This is a genomic window from Myxococcus sp. CA005, from assembly GCF_006518205.1.
GTDB lineage: Bacteria > Myxococcota > Myxococcia > Myxococcales > Myxococcaceae > Myxococcus > Myxococcus xanthus.
Genome location: NZ_SRLV01000011.1, coordinates 87,455 through 99,531 on the forward strand (window position 1 = coordinate 87,455; position 12,077 = coordinate 99,531).

The 12,077-nt window shown below is 66.5% G+C and carries 9 protein-coding genes and 1 tRNA gene; 3 read left to right on the plus strand and 7 right to left on the minus strand.

Annotation, left to right across the window (positions count from 1 at the left end; genetic code table 11):
* Nucleotides 1-3: 3 nt before the first annotated feature.
* Complete coding sequence (locus FMQ63_RS07180; protein ID WP_011554412.1) at nt 4-1,404, minus strand: hypothetical protein; 1,401 nt, start codon at nt 1,402-1,404, stop codon at nt 4-6.
* 27 nt (nt 1,405-1,431) lie between these two features.
* Entirely contained in the window at nt 1,432-2,673 is a 1,242-nt protein-coding gene (locus tag FMQ63_RS07185) for a 50S ribosomal protein L11 methyltransferase (protein WP_225909336.1), read from the minus strand.
* 253 nt (nt 2,674-2,926) lie between these two features.
* Here FMQ63_RS07185 and FMQ63_RS07190 point away from each other — a divergent pair, with 253 nt between their 5' ends.
* The gene (locus tag FMQ63_RS07190) at nt 2,927-3,814 is read left to right on the plus strand and encodes a cupin-like domain-containing protein (protein ID WP_011554410.1); all 888 of its coding nucleotides are present in this window, start codon (nt 2,927-2,929) and stop codon (nt 3,812-3,814) included.
* 71 nt (nt 3,815-3,885) lie between these two features.
* Here the strand turns inward: FMQ63_RS07190 and FMQ63_RS07195 are convergent, their stop codons facing one another.
* A complete protein-coding gene (locus FMQ63_RS07195; protein ID WP_228556372.1) occupies nt 3,886-4,749 on the minus strand; it encodes a CmcI family methyltransferase in 864 nt (287 codons plus the stop codon).
* Nucleotides 4,750-5,048: 299 nt separating this feature from the next.
* Between FMQ63_RS07195 and FMQ63_RS07200 the strand changes: the two genes are divergently transcribed.
* Nucleotides 5,049-5,915, plus strand: a complete 867-nt coding sequence (locus FMQ63_RS07200) for a cupin-like domain-containing protein (protein WP_011554408.1) — start codon at nt 5,049-5,051, stop codon at nt 5,913-5,915.
* A gap of 65 nt (nt 5,916-5,980) precedes the next feature.
* Here the strand turns inward: FMQ63_RS07200 and FMQ63_RS07205 are convergent.
* A tRNA-Ile gene (locus FMQ63_RS07205) sits at nt 5,981-6,054 on the minus strand.
* A gap of 440 nt (nt 6,055-6,494) precedes the next feature.
* Nucleotides 6,495-8,315: a hypothetical protein gene (locus FMQ63_RS07210; protein WP_225909335.1), complete on the minus strand. Its 1,821-nt coding sequence runs from the start codon at nt 8,313-8,315 to the stop codon at nt 6,495-6,497.
* 298 nt (nt 8,316-8,613) lie between these two features.
* On the opposite strand from FMQ63_RS07210, the gene FMQ63_RS07215 reads away from it, so the two are divergent.
* On the plus strand, nt 8,614-8,943 hold the full coding sequence (locus FMQ63_RS07215) for a YnfA family protein (RefSeq protein ID WP_011554406.1): 330 nt from the start codon (nt 8,614-8,616) through the stop codon (nt 8,941-8,943).
* Between the two features lie 34 nt (nt 8,944-8,977).
* Here the strand turns inward: FMQ63_RS07215 and FMQ63_RS07220 are convergent, their stop codons facing one another.
* A complete protein-coding gene (locus tag FMQ63_RS07220) occupies nt 8,978-10,723 on the minus strand; it encodes a fatty acyl-AMP ligase (RefSeq protein ID WP_011554405.1) in 1,746 nt (581 codons plus the stop codon).
* Nucleotides 10,724-10,762: 39 nt separating this feature from the next.
* Nucleotides 10,763-12,067 carry an MFS transporter gene (locus FMQ63_RS07225; protein WP_228556373.1) on the minus strand — a complete coding sequence of 435 codons (1,305 nt, stop codon included), beginning with the start codon at nt 12,065-12,067 and terminating at the stop codon, nt 10,763-10,765.
* Between the last annotated feature and the right edge of the window lie 10 nt (nt 12,068-12,077).

A 12,077-nucleotide genomic window follows, 5' to 3' on the forward strand; every position in this document is an offset into this window, starting at 1 on the left:
ATGTCAGAGCACCAGCGTGTCGGCGCCGTGGCGGAGCACGGTTCTCTGGGCGCCGCTCTGGATGTCGAGTCTGAAGAACTCGGAGGCGAAGTCGCGCAACTTCGGACCAAAGGCCTTCATTACGTCCGTGTTACCCAACTGAAGCGTCGCTCCGTCGCGGCCGAGCGCATGTTCGATTCGCCCCTGCAGGCGCTCGAAGATGGCCAGGTTGGCGCGTTCGAGGCGCAGATACTCCGTCAGGGCCTCGGCGAAGGGACGCAGCGCGGGGCCGGCGGGGCGGGCCTTCTCCAGCAGGGCCATCACCCGCGCGGGGGTGTCCTCGGGGAAGGTCAGGGCCTCGAGCTCGCGGGTCTGCGCGCCCAGGCCCTGGCCGGAGATGGCGTGCTGCTCCTGGTCCAACTCCGCCCGGAAGCGCTCCAGGTCCCGGACGGTGCGCTCGCGGACCTCCTGCTCCGCGGCGGCGACTTCCCGGGCCAGCGAGCTGACCTGCTCCTCCGTCCTGCGCTGATAGGCCTCCAGCGCCGCGGCGAGCTCGCCCGGCCCCGGCTCTCCCGCGCGCGGTTGGGACAGCTGCCTGGACAGCTCGTGGGCGAGCGAGGTGGCCCGGACGCCGAACAGGTACTTCTGCGCGTCCAACCCCATCAGCAGGTTGCCGTACTCGAGGAAGGGGCGGCTCACCAGCGCACTGACAGGGCCCGGGTCGGCCTGGGGCGGGAGCTGGCCGGAGATGAGGACCCGGAAGGAGTCCTCGATGAGCCCGCGCGGCCCCGCGCACACCGAGTTCATCCCGATGAAGAGCTCGTTCGCGTCGGTGAACTCGTAGAGCACCGCCGGGTCGAGCGCCTCCATCTGGTCGTACAGGCCCGCGGAGATGATGATCAACACCTGCAGGTGGGCCACGCGGTTGATGCCCAGGAGCATGCGGTAGAGGATGGCCGTCACCGCGGGCAGGTGGCCGTCCTGGAGCGGAAGTTGCCCGCGCCGCAGCAGGTACGCGGAGAGGGCGACCCCCAGCCGGCTGAACTTCCACAGGTCGACCATGGTGATGGGGCCGTCGAGCGGGCGCTGCGCCTGTTTCAGGTACGCGTTGCGAAGGACGGCCAGCCCGCCCACCACCGCGGGCCAGTGCTGATTGAACTGGCGCAGCGAGGAGACATTCATGGGATGGGCGTGCTTGCGGCGGCTGCCCGCGTAAGGACATTCCCGCATCTCCATGGGCACGCCGGCCTGGACGTGGGAGGGCGCCATCTCCTCTCCCAAGGGGCGTCCCTCGTCGTCCTTGTAAGGCAGCAGGGCGCCCATCAACGACGCCCAGTAGAACTCCGGCGCCTCGTGGGCCTTGGGGCCGAAATAGCCGGAGGCATACAGGGCATCGACAGCGCTCAGGTCGCGAAGCTGGCTCATCGGAACGGCTCCTGGTGGATGCGTCGGTTACTTCGGTAGGACCTTCAGTTTCTGGCGGCCCGCCACGGTGAGCAGGCTGGAGGTGAGCGTGATTTCGTCACCCGCGTTCACCGAGAGGGCCCGCGGCAGGTCCCTCACCGCCCAGCCCCAGTGCGTCCGGGGCGAGAAGGGAGAGGTGGACAGCACCAACCGGTCGTCCAGGTGGGCCCTGAAGAACATCAGGAGTGAGCCCAGCCGCCCGCCGGCCCGTATCTTCAGGGATGACAGCGTCTCGCCCGCCGTCTGCGCCTCCAGGTCACCCGCCAGGTCAATGGTGCGCACCACGCACTCCTCCGAAAGAATGGCTTGCTCGAAGAAGCCCACGCGGAAGTCATTGGCCCGGCGGGGGAACGTGGCGTCGTCATTGATTTCATCCGCCTGTTCCAGCACGTGCAGGTAGGGCGAGAAGTCGAGGCCATACATCCCGGAGAACTCACGCGCTTCCAACCTGGCGCGGTGGGCGATGGAGGGAACGAACTCCGGCTCCACCCCAACGCAACAGACTTCTATTTTGTGAGGAATCAAGGTGCCCTGGCCCGGGCGGAGGAAGCGTCTCCTTGCGTCATCGATGTATGGGATGACGTTTTCGAAGAAGGGGTCGATGCCCAGGATTTCGTGGACGATGACATCCACGGGTTCGGGGAGCTGGATGTCCTTGCTGTTGCCAGTCAAAAGCGTGACGCGGTCCTCCATGCCATTGGCCCGGAACATCATCCGTGCGAGCGCGGCCACCTCGCTCTCTTCCAATGCATAGACATGGCGCGCGCCGCCCTGCGCGGCGAACATCGAGAGGATGCCGGTGCCACAGCCGAGGTCCGCGACCACCTTGTCCCGGACGTGGGGCAGGATGGCGGAGCGGTACGCCATCACCCGTACTGAATCCCTCAGCATCCAATGGTGCAGCGCGAATGACGCGAAGCCGGTCGACGCCGGCACATAGCCGCTGTCCTCGGCGCGGTAGTCGGCGCGCACGGGGGTGAGGATGTTGTTTCCCCTGAGCCGCTCGACGGCTTGTGCGAAGGCTTCCGGGCTGAGCGACCGCTCCTGCCGCACGGTATGGAGCGCGGCTTCTTGCGTTCGTGCGTGGCTGAAGGCTCGCAGGATCGCGAGGTCGTCTTCCTCGAGGACGCAGGGGGAACGGGAAACCGAATTGGCCGCGACGAGCTGGCCCGCTCCGTCGAGCTGGATGAAGACGGAGCGGGAAACGATATAGGCGGTGTTTGAAGGCACGTCGCTCCCCAGGCGAACCGCGGCGCGCCCTCGAGGGCAGCGGCCGCGAATGGTTATGTGCTTGGGAGGCATTACTATCTGCTTTCCTTATCAATGCAAGCGCTGTTGGTGGATGCGTTTGCGTTGTAAAACGGCTGCCGCGCTGGAATGGAATATGTTTGCGCTGGAGGAACGCGGCTCCGGGGGCGCTGATGGACATTGGCTGCGGTGTCGTGACAATGATTGTTAGAGTCCGGCTTCCGTCGGGAGAGGTATGAACGCCAAGCACCCCATTGCCATTGAGCGAATTTCCAGTCCCACGCCCGCCTTCTTCCGTGAGCATTATCTGGAGAAGCGCCGCCCGGTGGTGCTCACCGGAGTGGTCAGCCACTGGCCGGCTGTGACGCGTTGGAGCGCGGACTCTTTCAAGCAACGGTTTGGAGACCACCGCGTCGTCGTCGAGCGAAGCAGGGCCTCGGTGCCGTCGAACGATCCCCTCGAGTTCCTGCGCAACCGCTACTACGAAGAGGCCCGGCTTGGAGACACCATTGCTCGGATGATGTCTGGCGAACATCCGCCAGGGGCGTACTACGTGACGTATGCCAACATCTTCGATGCGGCCCCCGAACTGCTCGGGGACTTCGAATCACCGCCGCAAACCTGGGGCATCCCGCCGCATTACCCTCGAGCGCTTCAAGACCGGCTGACCTTGCGTCCCGGCTTCTGGCTCGGGCCCGCGGGGACCGTGTCCGCGGTGCATTTCGATCGGCAGGAGAACTTCAATGCCCAGATCTCCGGGCGCAAGAAGTGGACGCTGTACTCGCCCCAGGATTCGCGCCACCTGTATTACCCGGCGCTCGACATGCCCACCGTCATCTTCAGCCCCGTGGACATCGAGGCGCCGGATGCACGAAGGTTTCCGCGCTTCGCGGAGGCGCAGCCCTACGAGACAATTCTCGAGCCTGGCGAGCTGCTGTTCATCCCCGCGGGCTGGTGGCACCATGTCCGGACGCTGGAGCTGTCCATTTCGTTGAACTTCTGGTGGTGGACGCTCGCCTCGGTGGGCACCACGGCCCGGGTGAACTACCACTTCGCGCGCAAGCAGTTGCTGCGCATCCTGGGCCGCCAGGGGGCGACGGCGGCCTCCATGCCGGTGGGTTGATGAATCCTGGCGGGCGGGGCCGCGCTGCCTTGGCGGGGCACCGCGGGCCCCTCCTTCAAACGGGGTGGCGTTCAGACTCGCTTGAAAATGGCATCCATGGCGCAGCTTGCGTTGTAGCCGAAGAAATCGGTGTAGAAGGTATCGACCCGGTAGGCCTCGCGGTGGTGCCAGAGAAACCTGCCGAGTTGGTCTTCGACGAGCGACTCTTCGCCTGACACGCGTCCGCTTTCGGGGTCCTCCACGATGACGTAGTCGCCCGGCCGGAGGTATTCGTGGAGGTACGTCAGGATTCCGTCGACGTTGACATGGGCGTCTTCGATGAAAAGCCAGGGGTGAGGTGCTGCTCTCAGCAGTTCCGGCGTGAAGACCTTCTGAATCTTGTGGCTGTCCCCCTGCATGAAGCTGACCCGCGGATGAGAGACGTCTGGCTTCACCAGGTCATATGTGTGGATATGGCAGTCGAGTTCCAGCGCCGTGAGCTGGTCTGCCAGCCAGAGGGCGCCGCCGCCATTCGCGCTTCCGCTTTCGAAGATCGTGCGCGGCCGCAGGTCCGACAGCAGGCGTGGATAGAGCGCCAGGTCGTACACCGTCTTGAACAAGGGGATGCCTCGCCATCGCATGCAATCGGAGACGCCCTGGCTCAGCGCGAAGACGGTGTCGGGGACGTCCCGGCCGAGCAGGGGGGGGCGTTCGAAGTAGTCCACGAGTCTGCCCTGGACCCTGCGGCGCAGGTGCGCATGGAACATCTCCATCATGCGCACGGTCTGATCGTCCGGAGGCGCGACCTGCTCGGTCGCCGCGCGCTGTAGCAGGGGAAGCAGCGTCTTCATCACCGTGTTTCCCAGATAGGTGTTGACCCCGGAGTAGGTGTGGTCCCGTTGGACGTCCGCGATGAAGCGCCGCACCTCTTCCTGGAGGCGGGCGCCTCCCGGCATGGGCGGCTGCTGGAAACAGCCCACCGTGTGTCCGGGGCCATGGCTTTCGAGCCAACGGCCGGCGGGTTGCTTTTTGATGCAGGCTTCGCACGAATCCATGGCGCATTCAAAGCAGTGGAACCGCGGAGCGTCGTCCAATCGTTTTCCACAGTGATTGCATAAGAATGCTGCCAGTGATGCGAAGCCCACGCTCCTCGGGTCAGCAGCCTTCATGGTATGTCCTTTCAAGGCCAGGCAGGGCGCGCGGCGCCAGCCGGGAGTCTGGTGAATACCTTCTCTTATCTCATAGGCGCATTGCCATGCAGAATGCCTCCAACGGTATTGAGCGCATCGACAATCCGACTCCTGAGGAGTTCTATCGGGAATTCGTTTCGAAAGGCCGGCCCGTCATCCTCACGGGAATCGCATCCACATGGCCCGCCTGTGGCCGGTGGACGCCACGCTTCTTCGCGGACAGGTTTGGAGACACGCCCGTGCAGGTGGAGGTCCAGCGCAGTCAGGACCCGATGCTGCACTGGGGGGAGAAGGAGGTGCTCCAGACGACGCTGGCCCGGTATGTGGAACTGCTGTCGTCGGAAAGCCCGAAGTACTATTTGAACTTCGCTTCGGTGATGGCGCAGTTGCCCGAGCTGCATCGGGATGTCGGCTCGTTGGATGCCTACCAGGTCCATCACCGGCCCTACCCCGAGCGGGTGCGCCGCAAGCTCCGGCTGTCACCCATCTTCTGGTTCGGCCCGGCGGGCGCCTTCACGTCGCTGCATCGCGACCCTTCCGACAACCTGCTGGTGCAGGTGCTGGGGCGCAAGCGGTTGACGCTCTTCGCGCCGGAGGACACGCCCAACCTCTACGCGCCGTGGCATGAGAACTGTTCGAGCGGGCGCTGCCTGGGGGGATACAGCCCGGTCAACGTCGCGCAGCCGGACCTGGAGCGCTTCCCGCGCCTGAGCCGTGCGCGCGGGGTGGACGTCCTCCTAGGCCCTGGGGAGATCCTCTTCATCCCCATCCACTGGTGGCACTACGTGTCGTCCGTGGACGTGTCGATTTCGGTCTCGTACTGGTGGTTCCGCCGGCTGTCCCAGTGGCACTGGTCGACCGCGGCCTGGGTGCCCCTGCGCTCCACGCTGGAGTGCCAGGTGCGCCAGTGGTGGCGCGCGCGGGCCGCCTGAGGTCCGGAGCAGGGCGCAGCAAACGAAAAGCCCCTGGAATCTCAACGATTCCAGGGGCTTCTGTGTGGCCAGGGTCAGACTTGAACTGACTACCTGCGGATTATGAGACCGCCGCTCTAACCAGGTGAGCTACCTGGCCGTAAGTGGGATGCAACCTACGGCTTTTACTGCGGAACTTCCACTGCCTTCCTACCTGCTCGCCCGCTGTCCGTGCAACAGCTTTGGTAATGGGGCGGGTCCTTCGCGCTTCGGGGCGGCTCTATACCACATGACGGGCGGAGGGCAACGGGAACGACACGGCCAACCTTCGCGGGGCCAGATCTCGGTCCCGAGCGATCTGCTCGCCAGACGTGGAAATGGGTTTTCTTCCTGACAGGGCGCCTCGATCCCACAGGAAATGCAAGGTGACTTTGGGGTCGATTGAGGCGCGGCATGCGTGGCGTGCGGTCGCCACAGCCGGGGGGCTCCAGCAACAATCAACGTACCCTCCACCAGATGTGCGTGGCGGGATTGGGCATCACGCGCTGCATCCTGGCCGTCTTGGAAGACGAACTGCGACAGGGACAGCTCGAAGTGCTCCTACCGGAACGGTGGCTCAGGCTGTTTCGCGAACCACTGCTTCGCGTTCAGCAGGTGCAGGTCCTGTCCGCCGGGTTTGAATTCGATTCCACCGGTGAGGGCGCCCAGGGTCGCCAGGAGCGCGCCCTGCAGCTCTCCGCCTGCGAGGTCCAGGTGTCCTTGCAGGGAGAAGCCGTCACCGTCCGCCTTCAGCTCGCGCAGTTGGAGTCCGCCTTCGTCAATCTGCACCCGGCCCGTCACGGTGACGTCCCGGATGTTGAGCAGGGACGTCAGGAAGCGCGGCAGATTCTTCGCGGACGTGAGCAGCGCGGCGACAGGTTGTGTGTCCGTGAGCTTGCTGGCGAAGTGTGCCGACAGCACCGTCGGAGACAGGGACAGTCGGGCCTGGGGCAGGGTGAAGACGCCGCTCCAAGCGCGGATGGGCACGGGGCCATTCGTGGACACATTCGTCAGCCGGAGCGTCGTCCCCGTCAGGGCCAGGGACTTCGTGTCCCACGACAGGTTCCGTGCATCCACGTCCGCCTCGGCGCGCAGCAGGACCTTGATGTTTCCCATGCGTCCGGAGACGAGGTCGGAGTCCACGCTCAGCCGCAGCGAGTCCTGGACCTTCGCGAACTTCGACTGCTCCCGGCTCTGCACCGTCATGAACCCGGAGTCGATTTCCATCGTCCGCGCCAGCCAGGGGTTGAGCATCCTCAAGTCCAACGGCCGGCTCCTGGCCACGCGGAGGTCCGGCTCGAGCTCCCAATCCGACTGCTCCGCGCTGCGACGCGCGAGGACGGTGAGGGTGATTTCAGGGACCTCTGCTCCCGTTCCTTCGGGACCGGACACCCGCACGGGCGCGAAGGAAAGCGTTGCCGTCCCTTTCCGCGCGTCCTGGCTCTCCGAAGCCAGCGAGGCCTTGAGTGCCCAGGGCGCACGCGCTCGGATGGGACCGGCCCGCACGTTCAACTCCTGGCCCTGGACGTCAATGCGGCTGTCATCGGCCAGCCCTCCGTCTTTGATGCGGAGGTCCAGGTCCACCTTGCCTTCGCCCCCTTTCAGGGAGACGGCGTTGTTCGACCCCAGGTGCTCGTTCAGCCAGTCCAGTGGGAGCAGCTCCATCTGGCCCGTCACCTGTGCGCTGAGCGCCCGTGAGAGGTCCCAGCCCTGGTCGTCCGTGAAGGGGACTTCGAGCCGTGCCTTGGCCTCCAGGCGCTCCAGCCGGGTGACAGGTTTCCGGTCGAACTCCATGGCACCGGAGACCACGCGAATCGAGGGCGTCTCGACGTGGATGCGCTCCCGGCCCTTGATGTCCAGCGAGCCTTGCACGTCCAGGTTCCCCACGAAGCGGACCCGGCCGAAGTCCAACTCGCGAACCTCGTGGACCGTTACGTCGGCCAGTTGGATGACCCACGGGCGGTAGTCCGGGCCCGGTGGTGGTTCCTTCTCGATGCCGAATGACGGTTCAATCCGGAAGCGCGCGCCATGCCCGTCGATGCGCTGCACGTCCACGCGCTTGCTCAGCAGGGCGGTCAGCGACACGTTGGCCTCCAACGCGTCCAGGTTCACCTGCCACCACTGGTTTTGATTCTGCTGGGTCAGCGTGAAGTCGCGGAGGTGGAGCTGTCCGAAGGGCCAGAGCCACCACGCGCGCTTCCAGGCGAGCTCGGTCCGGCTGGTGGACCGGCGCATGATGGCCTGGACGGCGCCCAGGTTGAGCGCCACGTTGATGGAGACTTCCAGCACCACGAGTGCGCCCAGGGTCCACGCGACGGCGCGCGGCCACCGTTTCTTGCGAGGGGCTGTGTCCTGGACCTCTGGCGGCGGGATGAGCGTCATGTCGCGGGTACCCGGTGGGATGTCCAGGGGGAGCGGCGCGGGTGCTGTTTCCCGCCTCCCTCCGGATGCCTCAGCCGCCGCGCGCACACAAGGCGCCAGCAGGCCCGCGAGTCCGATTCGCTCCCGGAGTGTCCGCGGGTGAGCCGATGCCAGAGGGCCAGGTTCTGGACTGGGAAGGGCGGGGGATTGGTGGAAGGCTCGGCGCATGGACTCGGACACGCGGCAACACCTCGGCAACCTCCACGGAACGGCAGCGCCAGCGAAGGCCTGACCCGCGCGTCACGAAAGGTTCCTCACCGTGAATCTGCTGTACGCCTTCGGGCTCTTCGTTCTCACCGCGGTGGCCGAGGTGGTGGGCTGCTATCTGCCCTACCTCTGGCTCCGTCAGGGGAAGTCACCCCTGCTCCTCGTGCCCGCGGCGGGGAGCCTCGCCGTCTTCGCATGGCTGCTCACGCTGCATCCGACAGGCGCGGCCCGCACCTATGCGGCTTACGGCGGGGTGTACATCGCCGTGGCGCTCGTCTGGCTGTGGCTCGTGGAAGGGGAGCGACCCACGACGTGGGACCTCGTGGGCGCGCTCGTCGCCATCCTGGGGATGGCGATCATCGTGCTCGGACCTCGCAGGTAGCGAGGGCCTGCTTCAACATGCCGCGCGGGACGGACTACGCGGCCCAGCGCTGGAGGCTGCCCTCCACGTACTTCGCCCGGCAGGCGCGCCGCTGGACCTTGCCGCTGGACGTCTTGAGGACCTCGCCCTGCTGGAGCAGGACGACCTCATGGACGTCCACGGAGTGCGCGGCGGCCACGGCCTGCCGGATGGTCTTCTGGAGCGCGCTCCCGTTCAGGGACTGGGCGCCATCACCCTGTTCGGATGGAGCGAAGCGGGCGCTGACCTCCACCAGCACCACCAGCCGCTCGCCCTCCGGGTGGTCGACGGAGAACGCCACCGAGCAGCCAGGGCGCAGCGCCGGGTGCTGGCTCTCGGCCGTCAGCTCGAGGTCCTGCGGGTAGTGGTTCCGACCGTCGACGATGATGAGGTCCTTGATGCGGCCGGTGACATACAGATCGCCGTCAATCATGAAGCCCAAATCGCCGGTACGCAGGAAGGGACCTTCCTCGCTGCCCTGGATGCGCGCCTGGAAGGTCTCTGCGTTCGTCTCCTCGCGTCCCCAGTAGCCGTGAGTGACGTGGGGACCGGCCGTCCAGATTTCGCCCACCTCGCCCGGTGCGCACGCCACCAGCGTCTCTGGATTCACGATGCGGATGAGGCTGTCACCCCAGCTCCGCCCGGAGCTGACGAGCGTTCGCGCGGACGGGCCCGGCTGGGCGGCCACGGCGCGGTTCTGCTCGAGCGCCGCCGAATCCACGGTGAGGTGGCGTGGCAACTCGGAGGTGATGCCTCCCGACACGAAGAGCGTCGCCTCCGCGAGGCCATAGCAGGGATAGAAGGCCTCCCGGCGGAAGCCGGCGGGCGCGAAGGTGTCCGCGAACTCCACCAGCGTCTCCGCCCGCACGGGCTCCGCGCCATTGAAGGCGACGCGCCACGAACTCAGGTCTAGCGAAGCGAGCTTCTCCGGCTTCACCTTTCGCGTGCAGAGCGCGTAGGCGAAGTTGGGCCCGCCGCTCGTCGTCGCACGGTACTTCGTGATGGTGTTCAGCCAGCGGATGGGGCGCTGCAGGAAGGACCACGGGGACATCACGATGGAGTGCGATCCCAGGTACATCGGCTGGAGCACCGTGCCGATGAGTCCCATGTCGTGGTACAGCGGCAGCCAGCCGCATATCGTCGGCGGGTCGTCGTGGCTGAAGCCCTGCCGGATCATCTCCTCGTTGGACATCAGGTTCCGGTGCAGCACCATCACGCCCTTGGGCGTCGACGTGGAGCCTGACGTGTACTGGAGGAAGGCCAGCGTGTCGCCGGTGATGGCGGGGCGCTTCCAGCCATCCTCCAGCCCATCCTCCAGCGCGTCCGTCGCAATCCAGCGGATGTCCTTCAGGACGGGGTAGGCCTCGGCCAGTGCGTTCACGCTCTCCAGGATTTCGTGCGTGGTGAGCGCGAAGCGTGGCTTCGCATCCTGGAGGATGGAGAGGATGCGCGTGACGGCCTGGAGCTGCGCGGGAGGATAGGCTGGCACCGCGGCCACGCCCGCGTACAGGCTGCCGAAGAACGCCGCGATGTAGTCGAGCCCCGGTGGATACAGCAGCAGCGCTCGCTCGCCAGCGCCCTTGTGCTCCTGGAGCGCCGCGGCAATGGCGCGGGCCTGGCGATCCAAATCGCCATAGGTCCAGGTGGTCTCCTGGCCTTCGCCATCCTGGAGGAACGTATATGCGCGGGCCTCGGTCTGGTTCGAGGCGCGCCAGCGCAGCAGGTCGGTCAGGGTCTGTACGGAACGGCTGGGACTCGGCATGGCGGGTCTCCTTGGGAAGTCGTGGGAAGAGGGGAGGGTTCAGGGGCTCGCCGCGGGTTCGGCGGAAGGCGCGTCCTGAGGGGGCACGTCCAGCTCACGCAGCGGGCGGTAGAGCGTGGCCAGCAGCGTCATGAGGACCGCCAGCACGCCCGCGATGAGGAACATCAAGGCGATGCCTCGGCCCGGGCCCTCGCCGACGAACGCACCCAGCAGGGGGACGAGCTTTCCTCCCGAGGCCATGGCGGGTTCGAAGGCGTGGTCCGCCAGAGGCCCGGCGATCGTGTACGCCAGCGGCAACATGGCCCCGGTGATGGTGCTGGTGAAAGCGAAGACACGGCCGCGGAGCGCCAGGGGCACGATGCGCTGGAGGAGCGTCTGGCTGGAGCCGTTGATGATGGGGAGGCCGAAGAAGAACGCGAAGGCGACACCGGCCAGCACGGGAACGGAGGTGGCCAGCCCGACGCAGATGAGCGCGAGTCCACAGGTGAGCTGGAACCCGAGCAAGCCATTCATCAGTCGCTTGGGGCCGCCCCAGGCGCTGATGACCAGGCTGCCCGCCAACATGCCCACGCCACCCGCGGTGGTGAGTGCGCCCAGGGTGCGCACGTCCGCGAAGGACAGGACCAGCGGGGTGACGAGGACCTCGACCGTGCCGGTCAGGAAGTTGCTGGCCGCGAGGAAGCCAATGAGCGCCAGGAGTCCTGGGGTGGCGCGCAGGTAGGCACCGCCAGCCCGAATCGCCTCGAGCAGCGGCACCCGCTCCTCGCCAGACGACGACACGAGGTGCTCCCGGGGGATTCGCGCCAGGAGCAGGGGCAGCGCGCCGAGCACGAGCGTCGTCGCGTCGATGAGCAGGATGCCCTTGAGTTCGATGAGCTCCATCAGGGTGGCGCTCAACATGGGGGCCACCAGTTGGGAGAACGCGAGCCCGACCTGCACCAATCCGTTGGCCCGCCCCAGATGTTGCGGCGGCACCACCGTGGAGACGAGCACGCCGAAGGCCGGCTGCTGGAACGCGCTGGCCGTCGACACCACGGCGGTCGTGACGTAGGCGTGCCAGGGTTGGAGCAAGTCATTGAACAGCAACAGCGCCAGCACGAGGCTCGACAGGCCGGCGGCCGCGTCGCTGAGCACCAGCACCCAGCGGCGGTTCCATCGGTCCACGAGCGCACCGGCCACTGGCCCGAGCAGGATGGCGGGCAGCGTCGCGGAGAGCATGACCAGCGCGTACTGCGTCACGTCGCCCGTCGTCTTGTACGTCCAGACGCCGAGCGCGAAGCTCGTCAGCCCCGAGCCCAGCAGTGACAGGACCTGTCCCAGCCAGATGACGACGGCGGACTTCATGGGGAAGGAC